Consider the following 19568-nt stretch of genomic DNA (forward strand, 5'->3'; position numbering starts at 1 on the left):
CCTGATTGAAGGAATGAGGATTAAATAAATCGTCTGCGGACAGGGCGCACGCTGCGCGCGCCGTACTTGTAGCCGAAGTCCTGGCCGCCACCGCTAAAGCCCACGCTGTAGGCGTAGTCGGCTGAGAACTGCGTGCTGGTGTAGTAGTAGGCATCCTGGTCGAACTTGTCCGGGCAGTTGAGCCAGCCCTGATACATCTCGGCGGCGGCACCAAGGTAGAAGTCAGCGTGACCGTCGGCGGTGTATTCGGCAGCAGCCTTGGCGGCGGGGTGATCGCCCTCAGCCAGAAGGATCGCGGTGTTCGCCAGCCCGTCACGCTTGTCGGTGGCCTTGGATGTTTCACCATGGCGACCCCATGCGTGCCGCCCGGCATCCTTCGTGGCGAAGATCAGGTAATGCTCTGGCACCTGGCCGTGAGCCGGCACGTAGCCGCCATTGATGCCACCTTCACCCGGCCAGTACTCACCAAAGGCCGGCGCAGTGGTCGAGGTTAGCGGCTGAACATTCGCCGCTGGCGGCAAAGTTTGGGCAAGCATCCCGAGCGCGAACAGCTGCACCATGCGCTCTGCTGGCCCCTTGATCTTGAATTCATCAATTTCCACTGAAATAGTTTTGGCTTTCATTTCGGTTACCTCGAGGTTGGTCAGGCGGCGGCGCGCTTGAGTTGTTCAGTGAGTTGCGTTGGCAGGCCGCGCAGTGTCAGGGTGCCGCCTTCCTCGTCAAACTTGATCTTGTCGCCCAGCAGGTGCGCTTCGAAGCTGATCGACATGCCCTCGGCCCGGCCGGTGAAACGCCGAAATTTGTTGAGGGTCTTTTTGTCCGGCGGCAGGGTCTCGGAAAGCCCGTAGTCCTTCGCCTTGATGAAGTTGTAGAAGTTCTTCGGGCGGTCCTCGTCGATCAACTCTGACAGCTCGCCAAGGGTGATCGGCTCGCCCAGCTTGGCCTGGGCCATTGAGTAGCTGACCAGCGTGTTCGTCTTCTCCCGCGCTGATTCCTCGCCCAGATCCTCGCTTTCAACGAAGTCGCTGAACGCCTTCAGCAGAGTGCGCGTTTCGCCCGGACCGTCGACTCCTTCCTGGCAGCCGACGAAGTCGCGAAAGTACTCGTTGAATTTGCGGCCCTGCTTGCCCTTGAGGTAGGAGATGTATTGCCGGGACCGCGGGCTGTTCTGCCACTCGCTGATATTGATGCGCGCGGCCAGGCGGATGTGACCCAGGTCCAGGCGCTTCACCGTCATCAGGTGCAGCTCTTCGGTCATGGTCACCGCTTCGGTTTCCTGCACCAGGGCGATGACCAGGTATTCGGTCAGACCTTGCTGGTAATGGCAGAAGAGGGCGTGCCCGCCGGTGGTGAGGTTCGACTCTTCCATCAGCCTGACCAGGTGCTCGACAGCGATGGTGCTGAACTTTAGGAAGTCGCCGACTCCAGCCAGGTACTTGCCGAGCCAGCCGCTGAGTGGGAAGGCACCTGATTCGGCATGGAAGAAGCCCCAGCCCTTGCCGGCGGTACCGTTGTAGCTTTCGTTGAACTGGTGCATCAGATCGTCGCGGGCCTGGCTTTCGACTTGCTCGGCGCCGCCAAGGAACAGAACGGCCGGGGTGCCGTCTGGCTTCTTGTCGATCTTGTGGATTGCGCTGTGAAGTACGGGCATTGCGTTTACCTCAGGTAGGCGCCGCCCTCCGTGACCGGTGGTGGCAATTTGGTTTGGGTTGGGGTATTACGGGTGACCGGCATGGAGCCGGATCTAGGAGCGGTAATGTTTGTGAAAATCGCTGTGGGGATAGTGATTGGATTTTTAGCTGGTTTTGTCGACGCTTTAGGGCCGTCTTGGTCAAAGAGAGCTGAGACTGTTTTGCAAGTCCTGATTTTCCTTCTTGGTCTCGCGTTCCTCGCTTCGTCCTTCATGTACGGCGTTATGTACGGCGTGATGGCAATAGCTGAAATCGGTGTTGGCTTCTGCGCATACGGAGCAGTCTTTAGGCCCAAAAAGGAACACTCCTAACGACTATTTAGTCAGGCGCCGCCCTCCGGTTACCGGATGCAGCGAGTAGGGTGGGTTACGCGGAACTAAAATCGGCAATACCGTCTACATTTAAACGGGGGATTCCCTTCCAGAGAAGACGGTCATGTTTAAATCTCGCTCGCTCGTAGCTGCTATTACCTGTGTTGCTTTGGCCGTAGGCTCAGTGACGGCCTTGGCCGATCCTGGCAACGGTAAAGGCGAAGGAAATGGGAAAGGCAACTCCCAAGGCGGCCAAGGCCATGGTAACCAGGGCAACAAGGGGAAGGGTTCCAGCGGAGACAATTGGGATCGCGGGCCCAGCATTGACCGAGGCGGCGTACTTGGCGTGGTCGGCGGGTACCGTGACTATTGGAGCCCAGGTCCTTCACTACCGCCTGGGGTACAAAAGAATTTAGCGAGAGGAAAACCTCTTCCTCCTGGCATCGCCAAGAAGCTGGATGGTCGGTTGCTGGGCAGGTTGCCCCATTACGACGGCTACGAGTGGCAACAAGCGGGCACTGATCTGATTCTGGTAGCAATAGCCTCCGGCATAATTTACGAGGTGCTAAACGGTGCGTTCGATTGAAGCGATAACGGTTCGATGATCTCATCGCCCGGGTCTTTCTGAATGGCGAGCAGGCTTTTATTGCGGAATTCCCGCGCCACGTTTTGCGATATCTCGATTTCGTGGCGCGGCGGATTGAGAAGTGGCTGGCACTTTGCAGACCCCAGAGCATGCAGGTGATGAATCATCAGTGTCATCGCCTCGCCCTGCTCAGTAATGCCTGACCACTCCATCAGGTCGGCAAGCGCCTGCCGCGTGCCGGGGCGAACTCTGAGCCTCAATTCTTCTTCGGCTGCGGCCACCCGCCTCCTGGCAGTTTTGGCCGAGCGTTCCTGTACTGACTTGGCCATGGCCTACCTCTCTAAGCTCAAACTTCTATTACGGGCGGATGTCGAAACTTCTCAAACCGTGCGTTGTCCGAGACGTGCCGTATCTGTGTTATGCGCAGCATCATAGGATGCGGTCGTCAAGTTACTGACATGGAATTATTGAAATGAATAAAGCACGCCTCTCAATGTTGGCCGGAGCTTCGCTGATGCTGATCGCTGCCGGCGCTTCTGCTGAACAATATTTGCCTGAGATCGCCAGTAAAGCACCGTACAAAAAAGCCTATGCCGAAATGCTCAGCCTCCCGAGCTGGGTCAGTAAAGCTCAGGGCACAGCGTCGCCGGTTGAGAAGGTTTCGGCTGACGGGAAAAGCTTCACCGTGGGGCACATGTGTAAGCCACACGACTGTGCAGACAATCAGCTCAGTGTCGTTTTCAGTGCTGACGGGAAAAAATCGTGGGGGCTTCTTGCTACACGTTCAGCAGATGGGAAGACCTTCAATAAGCAGGTACTTGGTAATCCCGACAGCGTTGTTGAAGGGCTATTGAATAAGTCGTTTTCTGATAACAATCCGGAAGACTGACATGTGGAGTAGAACTTGGCGGATTTGAAATGCCACCAAGCGCTTCTGTAAAAATTTAGCCGTGGCCCACCTCATCCTATGATGTATTGGTCATTTCAAATCTCCAACTCTCTCAGGTAGGCCTCCACCCATTGGCGCGGAGACCTGCATCGAATTATCTTGTTCAGGGTGGGGCGATACTCAGCGTTGACCTTGTCTCTAACGCTGTAGGCGGTAGCGATCACCGCCTGGTCAGTTCCGTGTATTCGATCAGCGAGAACTAAGCAGAGAAGGGCATCGCTGAGTGTCAGTTCGTGGCTGGTTATGGGGTGGTGCATGCGCGGTAAATCCTGACTTGGAAATGTCCGGCCATGCTTGCCGACGGCGGCTGCTGGCCTTTACATTAGGACGAATTCTAGGCATCTGAGTTTACCGGCTGTTCGCTTTCATTGAGCTTTACGGACACTACGGGCACCTCTTGAGCGATTATCGATGTTGATGTGATTGATCTCGGCGATCTCTCGCAGTGCAGCCCGGGTGATGCCCAAGGCAGAACAGATCTCTGCCTGGTGGGTGCGTGATTCGGCCAGCGCTTTGACCTGAGTGATCAACGAGGCTCTGGCCCGCCGTCGCGCTTCCATCGTCTTGGCTGTGCAGGTTGAAAACTCGACACCATGCTCTTCGGCGATCCGGTTAAGTGCGCGAGTGGACCTGCCGAGGGCTTTGGACGCGGCAAGGATGCCCGCGTCGACATACTGGGGCAGGGCGGCGGCTACCTCCGGCTCAGTTGCCTTGTGGGCATCCCACCTCATGCTGCCGCCTTGGCCAGCGTCACCCCGGCCATGCTGAAGGCTGAACCCTGGGCTGCGACCATTGCGTCGAGCGCTTCCCAGTTGACCAGGAGTAGCGTGATCGGCGCCTGACCATATGCCACTGCCTTGATCAGTGCCTCGAAGTCCGTCACGTCGGCCTGCAGCGCTACCTGCTCCACGGTGTGGCTCGCCACAGGCTTTGTGGCCTGGCCGACGGGTGCCGCTGCGCGGACTGGCTCGGGCGCCGCCACCTTCTCCACGACTGGCTCTGGCTTGATGGCCGCCAGGCGTTGCGCTTCTTGTTCTTCGGCGATGCGCTTCGCGTCCGCCTTTGCCTGCTCATCCTTCTGGTGTTCCGCGATTCGGAATTTGATCAGCGTCACCAGGTCATCATTGGCCTTGGTCACCAGTTGCTGCACGTCGCTGAACAGGAAGGCGTAATCAACGGCGAGCTCCGCCAGGCTGGTCAGATTCAAGCGAATGCTTTCCGCTGCCTGACTTGCATCGATCTTCGCCCGGGCCAGCTCGGTATCAACTGCGTCCTGGAGGCTGGCAATTGTGCGTTTGTTCTTCATGGCGCCGGCGAAGTCCGGAACGACATGAGGCAGCGTGACTTTGCCAAGGGTCTTGTTGATTGCGGCAATGTGATCCGCCAGTGCCAGCTCGGCTTTTTGCTTGATGTTGGTCTTTACCAACAGCTCTTGAGCCTTCACCAGCTTGTCGACCTTCAGGCGAGTCTCGCGAGCATGGGCACTGATGCGATCCAACGACGAAAACAGCTCGTCGATACTTTGGGTCTGCGACAGAGCCTGTTTCTTGGCGACAGCGACAGCCTCCTCGACATCGCCACACCACTTGACCGCCTTCTTGGCGTCGGCGAAGTCCTGGTCGGTGGAGAGCGTGGTTTTCACCGAGTCGATGACGGCCAGGGCCGAATCTTCAAACACCTTCAGGTTGCTGGCGGTGACCATGCCGGTCAGCTCGATGCGCAGGGCTGGCAGTTCATCAGGTGCCTTGCCGACTACGATTGAAGGAGCGTCGGCCATTTCGAAGTTGGACAGGTCTGCCTCGAACTGTTTCCAGCCTTCGATCAACTGGGCCGCGCGCCCGGCGACGGGCCGGTACTCCATGTGCACGAAGTTCTCCGGCGTGCCGTCCGAGCAAACAAAGATGACCCGCTCAGCGCCGCTAACCAGCAGTTGCTGCTCAAGCTGCCAGTAGTAATGCGGAGCCAGTTCGCTGGCTTTCACCTGGGCCACGACCGACTCATTCCAGAGTTTGTGCTCGAACAGTGTCTCGCCGAGCATCGTGGCGCCGTCCATGGAGGCCAGCAGGTTGCCCTCGGTCGCAACGATTGGATACAGCTCTTCGCCGATCAACGCTTCAGTCAGTGGGCGGGCCAGGGCTTCAGTAGCGTGGCCCTTGTCGAAGATGAACTGCTGAGACGACGTGACATCGGGCGTGATGCCGGTCTTCTTAATCGCCAGCAGATCGGTCCGCGTTTGATACTTAGACGCGCCCATCATGGCGGGAGCTTCAGAGGCCGTGAAATGCCGTGCGCGCAGAGCGTGCCACTCGGCAGAGCCTTGAACTACGTTATGAATTTTCATGTCGCGTCTCCTTCTTGTGATGGGGCGATGATTGCGAGAATGGTTTTTTTCTGGTGTTCGGTCAGGGATGCTTTCAGTCCAAGCATCACGACGATGTGCTCCGCTGTCTTTTGCCCGCCCAGAATCATGGCAACCCACTTAGGGAAGTTTTCAGCGAACTTTTCAGCTGGATACGGTGGAAGGGCCTCAGGCTCTGGTGGCGAATCCTTGGGAAGGGGGGCTCCCGAGTTCCCGTCATCGTCGTCATCTGTTGTGGTGACGTTGAAAATCATCTGGGTCAGATAGCGCCGGCCATAGCTGATCGTTGAGCCGTTCGCCTGCACTCCGGTCTTGTTTGTCTTTCCACCCGATCCTGCAGCGTCAATTGGAAGGTCGAGCTGATATAGCTTCGTATGGCCACCTGCGTGCATGCATTCACAGGTGACGCGAAGATGGCCTGGCAGGCGAGAATCAGCAGTTCCGAAGGAAAGCGAAAAGCCTTCCTCCGTGAAAATTGGGCTGATCTCCCGGTCGATATCTTCAAGTCTGGCGTAGGTGCTGGCCGTGTGCTTGTTGAGAGCATTACGTGTCACCGGCTTGATTCGTTTCTGGGCGCTGACCATCGCAATACTGAATGCAACTGAGGCCTGTCGATCGACGTGACGCTCGTGCATTTGCATCAGCCGCTCCATGTTTCCGACATCGACATTTGGATTGGTGGCGACCTGGATGATCACGGACATGATGCTGGCGGCATCACTGCTTTGAGCTGAAATATCAGTCGACACACTTGGCGAACGACGGGGATCGATAGTGGTAACCACACTCGACTCAGCATCTTCCACAATAGGGCTGGGCTTTCTCTCTGCGGACATGGGGATTCCTTGCCGCGAAGCTCGCAGCGTTCAAAATTGTTAGGTGATTGGGGAGATTGAAGGGCGGGCTGGACGTAGGTTTAGCTCTGCTGTTGAACCCTATAGCGGAGTACTTGAAGCACTCGACCGCCGTAACCAGGCTCTGCGTACTGCTCAACTGGCGCACCGAAGAAGCCGCGGCGTTCGGCCAGGCTGTAGGCCTCGCGAAGGTTATGAGCGCTGATATCTTCGAGCTGCTCGTCGATCAGTGATTTAACCGGTGCGGTAGTCATGCCTTCTCCTTACGCCGCCGGCTGACATCCAGGAGGCGTGCGCTATGCCAATGAAATTCTTCTGCGTTGATGGCGCCTGAGGTGAAGTGGCGCACGATCAAACCCTCAGCCAAGATCTCGTCGATGGCAGGCTTATCCGGGTCTTCAAGCGCAAACAGCGCTTTATCGATCTCAACGTAGGGGCTCACAGTTCGTTGTCCTCGGCCTGGGCGATCAGAGCGTCATCAGCCAGAGGTTTGAGTAGGCGTTCGGCAATCTCACCGAGCTTTCCCAGTGGATGGTCGCTCCGGCCGAGTAGCTCCAGTGCCTCCGACTTCACCCTTGAGCCCGCCATCCCAGCGATCAGCAAGTAGCCCAGGGCTGGAGCGTCGACGCCGCAGTCGGCAAGTAGGTTGTTGGCGTACTCATCGACAGCCAGTGCGAACTGGTAGGCCGTGACGCCTTGCTGTGGGTGTAGGTGTCGCTTGAACACCACACTGCCACCTCTGGTCAGCTCTTCGGCTGCGTTGTACAGCCATTCGCTGCGGGCCAATTGCTGAGAGGTTTCGCTCACCGGAGGCGGTAGCTGTTCGTCTTGCTCAAACTGAGCCTTGCGTAGTGCTGACATGGTCGCCTCCAAGCTGGCGGGTTGTTCACCTGTATTCGTCAACACTCATGCCTCCCGCTGGTTGCCGATGGGCGCGGGGTGAGTGCTGACGGGTAGAGGCGGGGAATGGTGCAGGCGCCGAGCGCTACCTCGGACGCTTCTGGTCTGGCTACGGATGCTCGTAGGCCCAGGAATCACCTGCATGAAAAGCAATAAATGAATTAGCGAATGAATCTGCGGACGGGGCGGACACGGAGCTCGTTGAACTTGTCGTAGTCGTACTGAAGGCCATCATCGAAGTACATGCTGAATGCGTTGTCGGCTGAGCGCTGCGAACTCGACCACACCCAGCCGCTAAACTTGCCATTCAGGTTCAGCCAGATTTCGTACAGTTCAGCAGCGGCGGGCAGGTAGAAGTCGGCATGACCGTCGGCTTCGTGATTGTGAGCCGCGATGGCGGCCGGGTATTCGCCGCCTGACTCGATCAGCGCCAGGGTGTTCGTCCGACCGTCGATCAGGCTGGTGGCCGGCGACTCATCGCCATACTGGCCCCACTCCGCACGTTCCAGCTCGTCACCCAGGATCAGGTGGTAGCCTTCGACGCCGTTACGGGCCGGGATGAAGCCGGCGTAAATACCGCCCTGGCCAGGCCATACAGCGCCGATTTTAGGGATGGTGATTTGTGCTTGCTCTGCTGCTTGCATTGTTGATTCCTCGTCGGGTGTTCGGTTGATTTCCCGTCAGGCCCTCTTGCGAAGGCCTGCCAGTGAAATCTGTCATCTCCACCACGCGCATCGCCCGATTCATATCTCTGGCCAGGTCACACATTTCGTGTCCGGTGTTCTTCCTGGCTGGCTTGCGTGGTTTCGCGTACTCACATGAGGGAGTACGGCAGCTACCAGAGGCTGCATGGCGCCGAGGGTGCACTGCTGATAATCTCGACCAGATCAATAAGAGACTCATGGCATGGACGATAAGAATCTCGCAGTACTTCAACAGTTGCGCGAAAGCATGCAGGCGCGAGTGGCCGCTGATCCGTCTGGAACACGGCTTTCAGTCTCATGGCTTAAAAGTCTTGCGAGATCGTTAACCGATCCCGAATCAAAAAAATCAAGCAAGACGAAGAAGAGAAAAAACTCGAAGGTAAGGCCTCCAGCAGTGCCGGCTCCCAAGCCGATAAATCACCCCGCCAGTCACAAGAAGCAGCGCCAAGAAATTCTTGAGACTCAAAAACTGAGATCGCGACTGAAGGCGGACAAGGCGTTAGCGGCTCAATATCGCGACTGCAGAGAGTGCAATCGACCGGTTCATGTCGGAGAGAGCATCCCGCTGTCACCCGTTCGGTGCGAGCGCTGCCGATCACGAGATGGCCAATTCGACCTGGGATTGAGGCCTTCGAAAGACAACCTTTTCACCGATATAACGGTTGTCCCTGGTGGCGCCCCTGGGCTTGGTAAGCGTTCGTAGCTACCAGCCGGCCAGCTTCATTGCGTGTTCGTGTGCGTGCTCGGCAACGATGTCGTGGATTTTGAAGTCCTCATCGATACTGAATGACGGGTTGCACACCGAGCAGTGTCCGGCGACCTGAACTTCCGCCTGATGAGCAACCTCGTCGTGGTCGCGTAAGCAGTTAGGGCAGGTCACCAGCGCGCCCGCAGGGCTTACCGAGGCACAGCACCTTTCTGCTTCCTCTTCGTTGTCGCAGACCTCATCGCATACAGGGCAAACCCACCCCTCCATCGGAGTCGGCATGCAGCAGCGTTCGGCATCCCAGTGCGAATCGTGAACCTCTCCACAATCGCCACATCGGTAGACTTTCTTCGGCATCTCTATGCCCTCCGTGATTTCCCAATGCAGCCTGTCGCCAAGCTGCATCAGTGAAATTTTCGGTAATCCCAGCAAACCAGCCTGCCGACAAGTCGATCAGGGGAGCATTGCTGCGTTGCGTTAACTCCCCCAGACTTATTGCCGGGCTGTTGCCGAGGCGTAGGGCGGAGTGTTGCTTGGCGAAGTTAAAGAGCGTTCGGCGTCTGCCTGGCATCGCTGCCTGTGTTGCGGCGGGTCTTGGTAGGCCCTGGCGAGTCCCTGTTGGGTGACTCGATGGGGTAAATATGAACTACAGGTTCACATTGAGTCAAGTACCAAAAGTACATAATTTTCTGTTGGTTCATCTTCAAGTTCATAAACCGCTACTTGGCGGGGATTTACGACGAACCAAAGGTTCGCTATATTCGTTCTCAGATACTGGATGTATGTACAGCGTTTAATTGGGAGGGAATGTCATGGCGAAGAAGCAGGCGGTACCGGCAGCACGGCAAGAGATGAGCGGCATGGCGCGCCTGGGGCTGCGCGTCTCATCGATGATCAACCACCCGATCGCTCAAGAGCGGCGCGAGGTGACAATTCATCGCCTGGAGACGGACGGGGATCGGGAGTGGGAAGAGGTTCTGAGCGTAATCGCCGATACAGACGAGCTCGAGCTCACGCTAAATGACGACGGCAGCGTGACGGTGAGGTGGGAGCAGCAAGAGGTCGAGGTGGCGAGCAGGGGAGAGGTTGAGTTTGAGTCGGAAGAAGAGGCGGCGCCGTTCTGACGGTCGCGGGCTAAGGATTCAGATCGGAGAGGGCAGATACAAGAAGCCCGGCGCTGGGCCGGGCTGATTGGTAAGCGACAGCTACTTCGGTAGGGCGGCTACGAGTGGCGCTAGGTACAGCTGAACTACCCACCAGCCTCCACCGAGAATGGTTAAAGCGACGCCGAGCGCAAGAATTGCGGCTCTGCCTTTCGTAAGCATTGCTGACTGGACATTCTCGAGGCGAGTTTCGACCTTTCCAAGGGATATTCTCACCTCAGTCATGTCCCGCTCTAGATTCGTGATTCGAGTATTCATATCGCCTCCGTCCCCCCCAGTATTGCTCGTATCCGGGTTTCTGTCATCCCTCCTTATTGGGACGATATGGCCTTTAGAGTCCAAAACAGCGTTTAATCTACTCATTCTCAGCTTTCCGGGCATCGGATTGCTCGACCATTCTGGACAGGGTTTTGGCTAGAGAACGAGCGGTCTCAATCGGCATTGTTACCGCACCAACATCTAGACGGAACAATTCAGCTTCTCCGGTCTCAATGTCGGCGGGCTTATCTGCATAGTTCATGATTCGGGATGTTTTCACGAGCAACGAAGTTCTGCCAAAGGTCAGGTGAACTGCATCTTGTTCGTTCCAGCTGATCGCAAATGCATCAAACTGATCAACCTGCTCATCCATATAGCTTCCCGCTTGAACGTGCGGGATTATCGTCGTGTTTGTGGGCTGACTCACATCCATCTCCATGCGCTGTGCGCTCAATCGAAGTTCTAAAATGTTTCCAACGTGATTACTCAGGCTTGGCTCGCACAATCCTTCCCGCCTTCACCTCATCCGCATAACCCGCCAGCTTGTCCTCGACATCAGGAAAGCTGCCTATGATCGTGAGCAACTCGCGCGCATCAGTCTCAAATCCCGCCTCAGACAGCCGCACCGCCATCTTCATCAGATCAACGCCTGACCACTTGAGCAGGGCCGCAGCCTCTTTCAGATCGCGGCGCAGCTGGTGGTTGGGCTTGGTGAGGGGCATGGGTTACACCAGGTTGGCATTCCAGACGAGCAGCACACGCGCCTGGATGTAGGTCTCATCAAGGAAGATATCCTCGGCCTTGTGCTTCCGATTGTCCGAAAGCATCTTGAATTTGTCCTTGCCCTTCATTTGCAGGCGCTTGATGTACTGAAAGCCCTGGTACGAGAAGAAGTAGATCCCGTCACCAACAAACTCTTTGATGCTGACATCGACCAACAGCGGATCGCCATGCTTGATGGTTGGCGTCATGGACTGCCCCCAGCCGGTGATCATCTTCAGGTGGAAGTGCTCTTTGAACTCGACGCCCATTGCACGGAGCTGGGAAGGGCTGACGCGCACGTCCTGGAGCATCTCGGGGAAGTCATGAGCAATTTCGCCGCCGCCCAAGGCGCCGCGCACGTCATAGTGAGCAATCCATACTTCGTCGCCGACCTTTCCAGGCCTGTAGGCGTCATGCACAAGCACGCCGCCAGCAGCCTCAACGTCGTCATCCTCCGCTATCGCTAAGAGTTTCCTGAGTTTGTCCCCGCCAAGATTTTTTCCGGACAGCATTGCGCGGATTTTGTCAGCTGCAGTGGATTCCTGATCCATTACGGCGGCATCCGCTGGCGCATCAGGGCCTTCGCCGGAAGCATGCTGCAACCACTCGATCCTTACCCCGAGAAACGATGCGATCGCCTGCATCTTTGCGGGACCAGGGATAGATTCACCGTTCAGCCATTTGCTCGCAGCCTTCGGCGTGACCTTGGCAATTTCAGCCAGACGAGCGCCCGCGCCCCATTGATCAATACCTTTAGCGGCTACTGATTTCTTGAGGCGTGAGGCAAACGCGGCGCGTATCTCTTCGATTTGAACCATAGGTTCAATATCGCATGCCCTTGCATGTACTTTCAGTTCCGACATAATATGTACTGCAAGTTCATATTTGACTCGGAGGCCATATGCGGCCGCTTAAGAAATCGATTGATGATGCTGGTGGTGTTCCGTCCGTGGCTCTGGCCTGCGGGAAGACCCCGCGCGCTATCTACAAGTGGCTTGTTGCCGACGCGCTGCCGCGCACCGAGTACACCGGCGAAACCCAATACGCCAAGAAAATCGCAGAACTGGCTGCCGCCAATGGCAAGCCATTCGAGACCGCTTGGCTGCTCGCCGAAGCTCATCCCAAAAAAACAGCTGCATAACCCTTTCGAACAACCAAGGAGCCTTACCAATGGCAGATGAAGATCGCTTAAACGAAAAACACGTCAACCAGATGAAAGTCCTGCTGGATGACAAATATCTCGGCCTTTTGGACTACGCCGCGCAGATCCACGGTACGAAAAAATCCGTGCTGGCGCGTGAAGTCTTGAAGTCCTGGTTGCTTGACCTTGTTGGTAATTCTATCCGCGACGACCGCGCAGCCTGAAGCGAAACCGTAGGTACTCAGTAGGGACCGCGTAGGGACTGGAGGCGATATGCCAGAAGAAAAAGGCATGGAGCTTGGGGAGTTACTTGATCCAGATGAGATTCGACTGTTGGAAGCCGAGGCGGCGAAGCGGGGGATGACCCCAGCAGAGTTGGCAAAGCTTGGAATCCAGCAGGAGCTGACCAGACGGACCAGACCAAGAGCCATGACAGGAACGATTCAAGCGTTCCGCAAGAAGCACTGAAACACCAAATTCCAGGCACAAAAAAACCACCGGTCGAGGGTGGCTTTTTCTACAGCACTTCAGCGAGACGAATCATGACAAACATCATTCCAATTGACAAGTCCCGAGGGTTTACCCGGATGGACAACGAATTGATGGATGCTTTGGCGGCAGTCCATCTGTCGCCGGCTGAGTTCAAGACTCTTCATGCGATCAACCGTATGGTTATCGGCTACAACCTCCAAGAGCGCCGCGTAACTGCTGAAGAAGTAGCCAAGAAGACCAACATCCTCCCGGCGCACGTATCCCGTGCGATTAGCAGTCTTCTAGCTCGTCGCGTCCTGTATCGCGTTGGAGGGAGCCGTGGTGACATAGGCGTTTGCGATCCGAAAGAATGGATTTACGAAGAGCCCAAAAAAGATAAATCGACTCAACCAAAATCAGTCGGAATTACCAATATTGGTAGTTTGGCTCCGGTAACGAAACTACCAATTTCGAGCGACTCCCTTCTTTATACGAAAGACATACCCCTAGTAACTGTTCCTACGGAACAGATTACTGCCCCCCAGGGGGCGAAACCCACTCAGCCAGAAATCAAAATCGAAAAACCGGAAACGCTGGTTTCGTTCGATGGCGAAGATTTTGAAGTCGACGCCACCCTGATCACCAAATGGGCAGAAGCCTACTCGCCGATTGACGTTGAGGCCGAGATCAAGCGTGCCGCCGCCTGGGCCAGTGGGAGCAAACCGAAGAAAGACTGGCGCCGCTTCCTGGTCAACTGGCTGGGCCGCGAGTTCAAGAAGAACCCAAGCGGGGCTTCCGAGGCTGGTGTGCCGGTGGACAAGATCATCGACCTGTACCACAAGGTCTGCCCGAACCTGCCAGCCGTTACCGTTGCAAGCGACAGGGTGCTGCGCAGCATGATCGCCGAACGCTGGAATGAGTCTCCGTCGCACCAGAGCGGCCAGGGCTTCTGGCTCCCGTTCTTCCAGAAGGCTAACAACCGCAGCCAAGTGTTCTTCCGTGGCGCCAACGTTGCACCGCGCCTTGAATCCCTGGTCAATCGTGCCGTCTTCCGCGAAATTTCGGAGGCGACCCAATGATGGATCTTCACAGCCTTGAGGCCGAACACGGCGTAATCGGCGCCATGCTTTGCCAGCCTCACCTGATCGACGTACTGAGCGACGACCTGTCCGCCGATGCGTTCGCATGGGAAGACAACGCCGAGCTGTACCGCCTGATCCTCGAAATGCACGCCGACGGCCAGCCGGTTGACGTGGTGACACTTCACGACCGCCGCGCAGAGCTTTCGAGTGGCGTCCGTGTATCTGCCTACGCCGCCCAGATCCAAGCCAATACGGCGAGCGTTGCGAATGCTCAGGTCTACGCCAAGATCATCCGCCAGCGCGCCGTGTGCCGCCTGATGTCGGCCGCTGCCGCCCGTATCAACGAGATTGCCCACGAAGAGGCGAGCATCGAGGACAAGATATCCCTGGCGCAATCCATTGTCCTCGGTCTTGACAGCACAGGTAGCGATGGTGAGTGCCAGATGATCGGCGACATCCTGATCGGCCACGTTGAAGTTCTTCAGGAACGCCTGGACAAATTCGCTGCTGGGGTTGTCATCGACGGCCTAGGAACCGGCATTCCGGATCTGGATGCGTACACGCAGGGGCTCAAGTCCGGACAGATGGTGGTGGTCGCGGGCCGGCCAGCGATGGGCAAGACCACCCTGGCCATGAACATCGCCGCCGACGTGGCGATCAATCAGAGAAAGCCCGTGCTGGTGATCAGCCTGGAAATGAGCAAGACCCAGCTGATGGATCGCCTGCTTGCAGCCGTTGGCGGGATTCCTCTCCCATCGCTGAAGACTGGTGAGTGCAGCAATGATCACGCCACCGAGCTGAACATGGCGGTCATGCGCCTGCGTGACGCGCCGATTGCCGTGTCGGACGTCCCGGTGATGACTATGCCGCGCATCCGTTCGATTTCCCGTCGCCAGTCGCACCGCATGGGCTCGTTGGGCCTGGTGGTGATCGACTACCTGGGCTTGGTTGAGGGTGAAGGGAAGGGTAGGACTGAGGACGTTACCGCCATGTCCCGCCAAATCAAGCTGCTGGCCCGTGAGCTTGATTGCCCAGTGATCATCCTATCCCAACTCAACCGAGGCTGTGAAAGCCGTCCAGACAAGCGCCCGGTACTCAGCGACCTGCGCGAGTCGGGCGCCATCGAGCAGGACGCCGATATCGTCATGTTCGTGTACCGCGACGAGGTGTACCACCCAAACACCCAGGATAAGGGGATTGGCGAAATCATCATCCGCAAGAACCGAGACGGCGAGATCGGCACGGTTCCTACGGCCTTTCAGGGTGCCAAGTCCCGATTCCTGCCCCTGTCCAACCACGCCCGGCAAGACAACGTCGTAAAGGTGAATTTCTGATGAGAGACAAGCAAACGATATTCCGCTACGGCGGTTACGAAATGCGCTCCCATTCGGAGACTCGCTGGGCGGCGATGATGGACGCGATGGACGTGGCCTGGGTATACGAGCCGCGCACCGTGGTCACCCGCCACGGCGGCTACATGCCTGACTTCTTTCTTCCGGCCGTTGGTGCATTCGTTGAGGTCAAGGGGCCTTCCCCGAGCCCGGTCGAGCGCGAAAAGGCGTGGGACGCCCAGCAGGCCACTGGCTTTCCTGTGGTTTTCGCATATGGCCGCGCCGAGATGATTGGCGGTGAGTTGTTTCACGGGATGCTGAGCTATTTCAGTGAGCGCGGCGAGGTCAGCTACTCGACTGCTGAGATCGGCGCAGCGGTAAGGCGCTGGTTCGGCATTCACACCTACGCCGCGTACCTCTCGGCCGGCGAGCATCAGCGCCGACCTGATTACGTGCTCCTTGGTGACGTTGTGGATGAGGTCATCACTGGCTGGATGGACCGTCAGGCGCGCGAGGCGCACCTGAAGAGCGTCCACGAGCCAATCAACCAGCGGAAGCTGGCCCAGCATCGCCAAGCTAGTCGTGCCGAATGGGCGCTGTCCCAATTCTCTCAAAAAATCATCCAGTGCTGGAACGCACGGGAGGCCGCGTAATGACCGACCACACCGAACTAAAGCGCGCAGCATCGGCAGCGAAGAACTGGGGCGGCGAAGTTGGCGAGGGCAGGTGGTACGCCGCTGAGTGCTTCAAACGGCCCTATTTCAGTATCCCGGATGCTGAGTTCATTGCGGCCTGTGAGCCTGGTGCAGTCCTGGCCCTGATCGCCGAGAACGAGCAGTTGGCCAAGACCGCTGACTGCTGGGACAGGCTGAATGTCCAGAACAAGGCGCTCAGCGATTCGTTCAGGGCCGAGCGCGACCAAGCCGAGCAGGATTACAAGGATGTCGTCGGCACCATTGAGCTTCGCGATATCGAGATAGCCAAGATCAAGGCCGAAGTCGCAGGCCTCCGCACCGGCTACGAAGCCTACGAGCAGGTGAATGCTGAGTTGAAGGCTGAGTGCGAGGTAGCGGGCATGCGCATCAAGGAGATGGACCTGCTCTTCGGCCGTTACATCCTCGCCATGCGTTCGGCCCTCATCGAGGAAGAGCATGGCAAGGGCCCGGCCGCCGCAATGGAGTGGATCTACAACTCTCTGGCCGGCCCAGGTGAGCTGCCACCAGAAGGCGAGACCGACAGCCAGGCCTACTTCGACCGCGAGATCGTCGCAGTGGATAACGGAATGCAGGAGGTAATGGCGTTCCACGAAGGCCGCCGCGTTGCCATTGGCCAGGGGGAGCAATCATGAATGTCCCAACGTTCAATCCGAAGGGTATTCGGCCCTGGATGATCAAGTACCGGTTTGCGGCGCGCATATTTTGCCTGGTGATGCTGCCTGTTGCCCCATTCGTGTACGGCGCCGCAATCCTCTGGGAGAACCGTAGCGGGTTTTCTGAAATCAAGATGCTCGCCAAGGCGGCTTTCTTGCCGTGGAAGGTGAGGCCATGACCGACAAGATCAGCGTCAACTGCCGCTCCATGCTTACCGAGGCTATCACCCGAATGTCCAAGATGTTCGAGGACAAGCACTTTGTGGTGGTGAGCCTTCGCCCAGGCAAGGACCGCACCCTGGACCAGAACCGGCTGTGGTTCGCCATGTACAAGCGCATTGCCGAGATGACCCAGATCGGTGACGCGGCCGAGGCGCGCAAGTACTGCAAGCTGCATATCGGCGTACAGATCCTGCTGAACGAGGATGCCGGGTTTCAGGCTGAGTGGTACCGAGTGATGCGTCACCTGCCGTACGAAACCAAGCTGGACATGATGGGCGAATGCCACCTGTTCGGGCCGGACGGCTTCCCGGTGACCAGCCTGTTCAATCGCGCCCAGGGCATCGCCTACACCGACCGCATCGTCGCGCGCTTTGCTCCGCAGGGCGCGTACTTCTCTGACCTGCTTAGCCAGGAGGCCGCATGACCCAAATTAATTGGTTTGTATGGTGGGTTATTGGCTGCGGATTGGTCTTCAACGGGTGGCTGGTATGGAACCTGGCCAAAGTGTGTGGGCATCTGATCTACACCGCAGTCGCTGCGGCATCCTTCACCCGGTTCTGCTGGGCATGCGGGAAAGTCCACGGGTTTAAGGGGCAGAAATTCCCATCGTGGGTGTATGCGCCCCAGGTCTGGTTCGGGTTCTTCGCCGTTTCGCTTGGCGCCGCCCCCGGTTCGATCAATCACATGGGCGGCTCAGGCGTATGGAATGGGATCGGCAAATGGACCGTGTTCCCTGCGGAGGAGGCCGAATAATGCTTGCCGCCAAACAGCCAAAACCAAAGACCTGCCGCAACCCAGCATGCAGGGCCTCCTTCGTCCCACAGCGCCTCGGTCAGGCCGTGTGCAGTCCTAAGTGTGCGCTGGCCACCGTAGAGGTGCAGAAGGCCAAGGAGAAAAAGTCGCTGGCCCTGGCCGGTCGCCGGGAGATCAAGGTGCGCAAGGAGGCGCTGAAAAGTCGCGGCGACCACATCCGTGAGGCCCAGCAGGCGTTTAACGAGTTCATCCGCACCCGGGACCAGGCCGCCGGCCACCTGTGCATATCCAGCGGTAAGCCGTTGGACTGGCGCGGCAACGCAGTAGATGCAGGTCATTACCGCAGCGTCGGCTCTGCGCCGCATCTGCGCTTCGATGAGCGTAACTGCCATGCCCAGAGTAAGCAGGACAACCGGTTCCTTTCTGGGAATGCCGTGGACTACCGGATCGGCCTGATAGCGCGCATTGGCCAGGAGGCGGTCGACGCCCTGGAATCCGACCAGAGCGTTCGCAAGTACACCGTGGATGAGATCAAGGCCATCAAGGCCAAGTACCGGGCAAAGACCAGAGAACTGAAGAAGGGGCAGGCAGCATGAAAATCAACTCAGCGCGCCAGGCTTGGCATGACTGCAAGTACAAACCGGCCCCCGGCCAGACCTCAGACGTAGTGCAGTTGGGTGTGGTGGTGCAGAACACCGAGCGCGGGCCCACGGCAAACCACGCGGTTCACGGCGCGCTGGCTGGACACATCCAGTCGGCAATCGCCCGGCTGCACCCGCAGATTCGCGTGTTCGGCGACTTCATGTACGCCGCCGAGCAGAGCGACGACATCCGGGAAGCGGCGGAAGAGGTCGTGTTCCTTCTGGTGCAGAACCGCTCACCGCGCATGACGGCGGCAAAGCGCGAGAAGCTGGAGTTCGTCGTGAAGGGCGTGCTACGCCGGTACCAGCACATGCATCAGGGCGGGCAATCGTCCAACGAAGACCCCCTGGCCAACGCCGAGAAGTTCCGGGCTTGGATGTGGCAGGTCTACGAGGTGCGCCTGGAATCATGCAACTGGGAGCGGGATTGGGGTGGGCTGCTGCAACTGATCTTCGAATGCTGCGAGGATCTGGACCGCCGCGCGCTGAGCCCTGTAGCGGCGGTAATTTACGAAATGCGCGAGGCCGCATGAGGGCCTATTGCGTTCCCGTGCGGCTCATGGCATGATTTCGCCAATGTTAGAGTTTTGCCTTCGGCAACTTACTCAATGATCCAAGAAAACCCGGCCATCGCGTCGGGTTTTTTATTGCCTAAGTTTCCCCAAGCCCTCAGAGCCCCTGACTTGTCACGCTGATGAGGGACCTATTCAGGGCCTCGACATTGATCGGGGCTTTTCTCGTTATGAGGCGCATCAAATGTCCGGCTCTATCCAATCCAGCAACTACGTGCCGGGCGTTTCCGGCTGGAAAATTGATAACAAGACTGGCGAGTTCGAAATGCACTGCGCGGCTTTGTCGGTAGTCGGGAAGGATGAGGCTGCTCTGTACAGTGGCGCTGCCGTCACTCATTCGCCAAAGCGATCCATCGTCATCGATGGTGTCACCTACATTAACAAGGCTTGCATCAAGGAGGCTTCGATCAAGGCCAGCATCCTCAGTAGCGGGAAAGTCGTCATGGTCGGCGTCGGTCTGCTCGACGAGCGCGAGTCATTGGCCGACGCCATCAAGGGCTGGCATGACCGTATCGGTTCTGCCTTGGAGGCTGGCGGGGTCAGTGCTGCCATCGACAAGATGGCCCAGGTGGTAGCTGATACTGAGTTGGGCAAGGAGCTGCTTGTGGATATTGGCCGGCGCAACAGCGGCATTGCCGACCTGGTCAAAGATATCATCCGCACCGAGCTTATGCCTGGCGGCCTGCTTCACCGCTCCCGCTAATCCATTCCTTCACTCCCTAGCCGGGAAAACAACAAACATG

Annotated in this window: 32 protein-coding genes; 17 read left to right on the forward strand and 15 right to left on the reverse strand. The window is 57.6% G+C overall.

Going from position 1 to position 19568, the window contains the following annotated elements:
- Positions 1–20: 20 nt before the first annotated feature.
- Both HBO12_RS16655 and yejK read right to left on the reverse strand, forming a co-directional pair.
- On the reverse strand, positions 21–623 hold the full coding sequence (locus HBO12_RS16655) for a DUF1566 domain-containing protein (protein ID WP_170042696.1): 603 nt from the start codon (positions 621–623) through the stop codon (positions 21–23).
- Between the two features lie 20 nt (positions 624–643).
- Complete coding sequence (gene yejK / locus HBO12_RS16660; RefSeq protein WP_170042697.1) at positions 644–1651, reverse strand: nucleoid-associated protein YejK; 1008 nt, start codon at positions 1649–1651, stop codon at positions 644–646.
- 105 nt (positions 1652–1756) lie between these two features.
- Between yejK and HBO12_RS16665 the strand changes: the two genes are divergently transcribed.
- Both HBO12_RS16665 and HBO12_RS16670 read left to right on the forward strand, forming a co-directional pair.
- Positions 1757–2002, forward strand: coding sequence for a hypothetical protein (locus HBO12_RS16665; RefSeq protein WP_170042698.1), 246 nt, complete (start codon positions 1757–1759; stop codon positions 2000–2002).
- 124 nt (positions 2003–2126) lie between these two features.
- Positions 2127–2588, forward strand: a complete 462-nt coding sequence (locus tag HBO12_RS16670; protein WP_170042699.1) for an anti-virulence regulator CigR family protein — start codon at positions 2127–2129, stop codon at positions 2586–2588.
- Here the strand turns inward: HBO12_RS16670 and HBO12_RS16675 are convergent.
- Entirely contained in the window at positions 2558–2917 is a 360-nt protein-coding gene (locus HBO12_RS16675) for a hypothetical protein (RefSeq protein ID WP_170042700.1), read from the reverse strand. The two genes, HBO12_RS16670 and HBO12_RS16675, sit on opposite strands and share 31 nt — an antisense overlap.
- A 143-nt stretch (positions 2918–3060) precedes the next feature.
- Between HBO12_RS16675 and HBO12_RS16680 the strand changes: the two genes are divergently transcribed.
- Positions 3061–3477 carry an Ivy family c-type lysozyme inhibitor gene (locus HBO12_RS16680; RefSeq protein WP_170042701.1) on the forward strand — a complete coding sequence of 139 codons (417 nt, stop codon included), beginning with the start codon at positions 3061–3063 and terminating at the stop codon, positions 3475–3477.
- Between the two features lie 95 nt (positions 3478–3572).
- On the opposite strand, the gene HBO12_RS28800 is transcribed toward HBO12_RS16680, so the two are convergent.
- The 9 genes from HBO12_RS28800 to HBO12_RS16720 form a co-directional block, all read right to left on the reverse strand.
- Entirely contained in the window at positions 3573–3794 is a 222-nt protein-coding gene (locus HBO12_RS28800) for a DUF7740 domain-containing protein (RefSeq protein ID WP_463671616.1), read from the reverse strand.
- A gap of 108 nt (positions 3795–3902) precedes the next feature.
- Positions 3903–4268 (reverse strand): hypothetical protein, encoded by a 366-nt coding sequence (locus HBO12_RS16685; protein ID WP_170042702.1) that lies wholly within the window; start codon positions 4266–4268, stop codon positions 3903–3905.
- Positions 4265–5878 carry a YqaJ viral recombinase family protein gene (locus tag HBO12_RS16690; protein ID WP_170042703.1) on the reverse strand — a complete coding sequence of 538 codons (1614 nt, stop codon included), beginning with the start codon at positions 5876–5878 and terminating at the stop codon, positions 4265–4267. Before HBO12_RS16690 ends, HBO12_RS16685 begins: the two co-directional genes overlap by 4 nt.
- On the reverse strand, positions 5875–6732 hold the full coding sequence (locus HBO12_RS16695) for an ERF family protein (RefSeq protein WP_262377004.1): 858 nt from the start codon (positions 6730–6732) through the stop codon (positions 5875–5877). The genes HBO12_RS16690 and HBO12_RS16695 overlap by 4 nt, the downstream gene beginning before the upstream one ends.
- An 80-nt stretch (positions 6733–6812) precedes the next feature.
- Positions 6813–7004 (reverse strand): hypothetical protein, encoded by a 192-nt coding sequence (locus tag HBO12_RS16700; protein WP_170042704.1) that lies wholly within the window; start codon positions 7002–7004, stop codon positions 6813–6815.
- Positions 7001–7192, reverse strand: a complete 192-nt coding sequence (locus HBO12_RS16705; protein WP_170042705.1) for a hypothetical protein — start codon at positions 7190–7192, stop codon at positions 7001–7003. The genes HBO12_RS16700 and HBO12_RS16705 overlap by 4 nt, the downstream gene beginning before the upstream one ends.
- Positions 7189–7611, reverse strand: a complete 423-nt coding sequence (locus HBO12_RS16710; RefSeq protein WP_170042706.1) for a hypothetical protein — start codon at positions 7609–7611, stop codon at positions 7189–7191. Before HBO12_RS16710 ends, HBO12_RS16705 begins: the two co-directional genes overlap by 4 nt.
- A gap of 200 nt (positions 7612–7811) precedes the next feature.
- Positions 7812–8294 (reverse strand): DUF1566 domain-containing protein, encoded by a 483-nt coding sequence (locus tag HBO12_RS16715; protein WP_170042707.1) that lies wholly within the window; start codon positions 8292–8294, stop codon positions 7812–7814.
- Between the two features lie 763 nt (positions 8295–9057).
- Entirely contained in the window at positions 9058–9417 is a 360-nt protein-coding gene (locus HBO12_RS16720; RefSeq protein WP_170042708.1) for a hypothetical protein, read from the reverse strand.
- 455 nt (positions 9418–9872) lie between these two features.
- On the opposite strand from HBO12_RS16720, the gene HBO12_RS16725 reads away from it, so the two are divergent.
- Positions 9873–10184 (forward strand): DUF1654 domain-containing protein, encoded by a 312-nt coding sequence (locus HBO12_RS16725; protein ID WP_170042709.1) that lies wholly within the window; start codon positions 9873–9875, stop codon positions 10182–10184.
- A 394-nt stretch (positions 10185–10578) separates the two neighbouring features.
- Here HBO12_RS16725 and HBO12_RS16730 read toward each other — a convergent pair whose 3' ends face one another.
- Genes HBO12_RS16730 through HBO12_RS16740 form a run of 3 tightly spaced genes read right to left on the reverse strand, consistent with a single transcriptional unit; the run spans position 10579 to position 12061 of the window.
- A complete protein-coding gene (locus HBO12_RS16730; RefSeq protein ID WP_170042710.1) occupies positions 10579–10908 on the reverse strand; it encodes a hypothetical protein in 330 nt (109 codons plus the stop codon).
- A gap of 55 nt (positions 10909–10963) precedes the next feature.
- The gene (locus HBO12_RS16735) at positions 10964–11203 is read right to left on the reverse strand and encodes a hypothetical protein (RefSeq protein WP_170042711.1); all 240 of its coding nucleotides are present in this window, start codon (positions 11201–11203) and stop codon (positions 10964–10966) included.
- A 3-nt stretch (positions 11204–11206) separates the two neighbouring features.
- Positions 11207–12061 (reverse strand): XRE family transcriptional regulator, encoded by an 855-nt coding sequence (locus tag HBO12_RS16740; RefSeq protein ID WP_170042863.1) that lies wholly within the window; start codon positions 12059–12061, stop codon positions 11207–11209.
- Between the two features lie 83 nt (positions 12062–12144).
- Between HBO12_RS16740 and HBO12_RS16745 the strand changes: the two genes are divergently transcribed.
- The 13 genes from HBO12_RS16745 (at position 12145) to HBO12_RS16805 (ending at position 19528) form a co-directional block, all read left to right on the forward strand.
- Positions 12145–12384 (forward strand): helix-turn-helix domain-containing protein, encoded by a 240-nt coding sequence (locus HBO12_RS16745; protein ID WP_076965252.1) that lies wholly within the window; start codon positions 12145–12147, stop codon positions 12382–12384.
- 29 nt (positions 12385–12413) lie between these two features.
- A complete protein-coding gene (locus HBO12_RS16750; protein WP_094952267.1) occupies positions 12414–12608 on the forward strand; it encodes a hypothetical protein in 195 nt (64 codons plus the stop codon).
- 49 nt (positions 12609–12657) lie between these two features.
- Positions 12658–12852: a hypothetical protein gene (locus HBO12_RS16755; RefSeq protein ID WP_170042712.1), complete on the forward strand. Its 195-nt coding sequence runs from the start codon at positions 12658–12660 to the stop codon at positions 12850–12852.
- A 74-nt stretch (positions 12853–12926) separates the two neighbouring features.
- Complete coding sequence (locus HBO12_RS16760) at positions 12927–13934, forward strand: replication protein (protein ID WP_170042713.1); 1008 nt, start codon at positions 12927–12929, stop codon at positions 13932–13934.
- Positions 13931–15271, forward strand: a complete 1341-nt coding sequence (gene dnaB, locus HBO12_RS16765) for a replicative DNA helicase (RefSeq protein ID WP_170042714.1) — start codon at positions 13931–13933, stop codon at positions 15269–15271. Before HBO12_RS16760 ends, dnaB begins: the two co-directional genes overlap by 4 nt.
- Positions 15271–15921 carry a PDDEXK family nuclease gene (locus HBO12_RS16770; protein WP_170042715.1) on the forward strand — a complete coding sequence of 217 codons (651 nt, stop codon included), beginning with the start codon at positions 15271–15273 and terminating at the stop codon, positions 15919–15921. Before dnaB ends, HBO12_RS16770 begins: the two co-directional genes overlap by 1 nt.
- Positions 15921–16616, forward strand: coding sequence for a hypothetical protein (locus HBO12_RS16775; protein ID WP_170042716.1), 696 nt, complete (start codon positions 15921–15923; stop codon positions 16614–16616). The genes HBO12_RS16770 and HBO12_RS16775 overlap by 1 nt, the downstream gene beginning before the upstream one ends.
- On the forward strand, positions 16613–16816 hold the full coding sequence (locus tag HBO12_RS16780) for a hypothetical protein (RefSeq protein WP_170042717.1): 204 nt from the start codon (positions 16613–16615) through the stop codon (positions 16814–16816). The genes HBO12_RS16775 and HBO12_RS16780 overlap by 4 nt, the downstream gene beginning before the upstream one ends.
- Positions 16813–17283 carry a hypothetical protein gene (locus tag HBO12_RS16785; protein WP_170042718.1) on the forward strand — a complete coding sequence of 157 codons (471 nt, stop codon included), beginning with the start codon at positions 16813–16815 and terminating at the stop codon, positions 17281–17283. The genes HBO12_RS16780 and HBO12_RS16785 overlap by 4 nt, the downstream gene beginning before the upstream one ends.
- On the forward strand, positions 17280–17612 hold the full coding sequence (locus HBO12_RS16790) for a hypothetical protein (protein ID WP_170042719.1): 333 nt from the start codon (positions 17280–17282) through the stop codon (positions 17610–17612). The genes HBO12_RS16785 and HBO12_RS16790 overlap by 4 nt, the downstream gene beginning before the upstream one ends.
- Complete coding sequence (locus tag HBO12_RS16795) at positions 17612–18208, forward strand: recombination protein NinG (RefSeq protein WP_170042720.1); 597 nt, start codon at positions 17612–17614, stop codon at positions 18206–18208. Before HBO12_RS16790 ends, HBO12_RS16795 begins: the two co-directional genes overlap by 1 nt.
- The gene (locus HBO12_RS16800) at positions 18205–18786 is read left to right on the forward strand and encodes a hypothetical protein (RefSeq protein WP_170042721.1); all 582 of its coding nucleotides are present in this window, start codon (positions 18205–18207) and stop codon (positions 18784–18786) included. The genes HBO12_RS16795 and HBO12_RS16800 overlap by 4 nt, the downstream gene beginning before the upstream one ends.
- Before the next feature lie 223 nt (positions 18787–19009).
- Complete coding sequence (locus tag HBO12_RS16805) at positions 19010–19528, forward strand: hypothetical protein (protein WP_170042722.1); 519 nt, start codon at positions 19010–19012, stop codon at positions 19526–19528.
- Positions 19529–19568: the final 40 nt, after the last annotated feature.

It is taken from the genome of Pseudomonas sp. WS 5059 (assembly GCF_012985525.1).
Taxonomy (GTDB): domain Bacteria; phylum Pseudomonadota; class Gammaproteobacteria; order Pseudomonadales; family Pseudomonadaceae; genus Aquipseudomonas.

What these genes read in the sequence shown, in the direction of transcription:
- HBO12_RS16700 (WP_170042704.1), bottom strand. Translation starts at nt 7,004, where the DNA reads ATGACTACCGCACCGGTTAAATCACTGATCGACGAGCAGCTCGAAGAT.
- HBO12_RS16770 (WP_170042715.1), top strand. Translation starts at nt 15,271, where the DNA reads ATGAGAGACAAGCAAACGATATTCCGCTACGGCGGTTACGAAATGCGC.
- HBO12_RS16675 (WP_170042700.1), bottom strand. Translation starts at nt 2,917, where the DNA reads ATGGCCAAGTCAGTACAGGAACGCTCGGCCAAAACTGCCAGGAGGCGG.
- HBO12_RS16755 (WP_170042712.1), top strand. Translation starts at nt 12,658, where the DNA reads ATGCCAGAAGAAAAAGGCATGGAGCTTGGGGAGTTACTTGATCCAGAT.
- HBO12_RS16665 (WP_170042698.1), top strand. Translation starts at nt 1,757, where the DNA reads ATGTTTGTGAAAATCGCTGTGGGGATAGTGATTGGATTTTTAGCTGGT.
- HBO12_RS16715 (WP_170042707.1), bottom strand. Translation starts at nt 8,294, where the DNA reads ATGCAAGCAGCAGAGCAAGCACAAATCACCATCCCTAAAATCGGCGCT.
- HBO12_RS16735 (WP_170042711.1), bottom strand. Translation starts at nt 11,203, where the DNA reads ATGCCCCTCACCAAGCCCAACCACCAGCTGCGCCGCGATCTGAAAGAG.
- HBO12_RS16725 (WP_170042709.1), top strand. Translation starts at nt 9,873, where the DNA reads ATGGCGAAGAAGCAGGCGGTACCGGCAGCACGGCAAGAGATGAGCGGC.
- HBO12_RS16710 (WP_170042706.1), bottom strand. Translation starts at nt 7,611, where the DNA reads ATGTCAGCACTACGCAAGGCTCAGTTTGAGCAAGACGAACAGCTACCG.
- HBO12_RS16655 (WP_170042696.1), bottom strand. Translation starts at nt 623, where the DNA reads ATGAAAGCCAAAACTATTTCAGTGGAAATTGATGAATTCAAGATCAAG.
- HBO12_RS16685 (WP_170042702.1), bottom strand. Translation starts at nt 4,268, where the DNA reads ATGAGGTGGGATGCCCACAAGGCAACTGAGCCGGAGGTAGCCGCCGCC.
- HBO12_RS16720 (WP_170042708.1), bottom strand. Translation starts at nt 9,417, where the DNA reads ATGCCGAAGAAAGTCTACCGATGTGGCGATTGTGGAGAGGTTCACGAT.
- HBO12_RS16680 (WP_170042701.1), top strand. Translation starts at nt 3,061, where the DNA reads ATGAATAAAGCACGCCTCTCAATGTTGGCCGGAGCTTCGCTGATGCTG.
- HBO12_RS16790 (WP_170042719.1), top strand. Translation starts at nt 17,280, where the DNA reads ATGACCCAAATTAATTGGTTTGTATGGTGGGTTATTGGCTGCGGATTG.
- HBO12_RS16775 (WP_170042716.1), top strand. Translation starts at nt 15,921, where the DNA reads ATGACCGACCACACCGAACTAAAGCGCGCAGCATCGGCAGCGAAGAAC.
- HBO12_RS16740 (WP_170042863.1), bottom strand. Translation starts at nt 12,061, where the DNA reads ATGGTTCAAATCGAAGAGATACGCGCCGCGTTTGCCTCACGCCTCAAG.
- HBO12_RS16805 (WP_170042722.1), top strand. Translation starts at nt 19,010, where the DNA reads ATGTCCGGCTCTATCCAATCCAGCAACTACGTGCCGGGCGTTTCCGGC.
- HBO12_RS16760 (WP_170042713.1), top strand. Translation starts at nt 12,927, where the DNA reads ATGACAAACATCATTCCAATTGACAAGTCCCGAGGGTTTACCCGGATG.
- HBO12_RS16670 (WP_170042699.1), top strand. Translation starts at nt 2,127, where the DNA reads ATGTTTAAATCTCGCTCGCTCGTAGCTGCTATTACCTGTGTTGCTTTG.
- HBO12_RS16800 (WP_170042721.1), top strand. Translation starts at nt 18,205, where the DNA reads ATGAAAATCAACTCAGCGCGCCAGGCTTGGCATGACTGCAAGTACAAA.
- HBO12_RS16795 (WP_170042720.1), top strand. Translation starts at nt 17,612, where the DNA reads ATGCTTGCCGCCAAACAGCCAAAACCAAAGACCTGCCGCAACCCAGCA.
- HBO12_RS16690 (WP_170042703.1), bottom strand. Translation starts at nt 5,878, where the DNA reads ATGAAAATTCATAACGTAGTTCAAGGCTCTGCCGAGTGGCACGCTCTG.
- HBO12_RS16695 (WP_262377004.1), bottom strand. Translation starts at nt 6,732, where the DNA reads ATGTCCGCAGAGAGAAAGCCCAGCCCTATTGTGGAAGATGCTGAGTCG.
- HBO12_RS28800 (WP_463671616.1), bottom strand. Translation starts at nt 3,794, where the DNA reads ATGCACCACCCCATAACCAGCCACGAACTGACACTCAGCGATGCCCTT.
- HBO12_RS16785 (WP_170042718.1), top strand. Translation starts at nt 16,813, where the DNA reads ATGACCGACAAGATCAGCGTCAACTGCCGCTCCATGCTTACCGAGGCT.
- HBO12_RS16750 (WP_094952267.1), top strand. Translation starts at nt 12,414, where the DNA reads ATGGCAGATGAAGATCGCTTAAACGAAAAACACGTCAACCAGATGAAA.
- HBO12_RS16745 (WP_076965252.1), top strand. Translation starts at nt 12,145, where the DNA reads ATGCGGCCGCTTAAGAAATCGATTGATGATGCTGGTGGTGTTCCGTCC.
- HBO12_RS16780 (WP_170042717.1), top strand. Translation starts at nt 16,613, where the DNA reads ATGAATGTCCCAACGTTCAATCCGAAGGGTATTCGGCCCTGGATGATC.
- yejK (WP_170042697.1), bottom strand. Translation starts at nt 1,651, where the DNA reads ATGCCCGTACTTCACAGCGCAATCCACAAGATCGACAAGAAGCCAGAC.
- dnaB (WP_170042714.1), top strand. Translation starts at nt 13,931, where the DNA reads ATGATGGATCTTCACAGCCTTGAGGCCGAACACGGCGTAATCGGCGCC.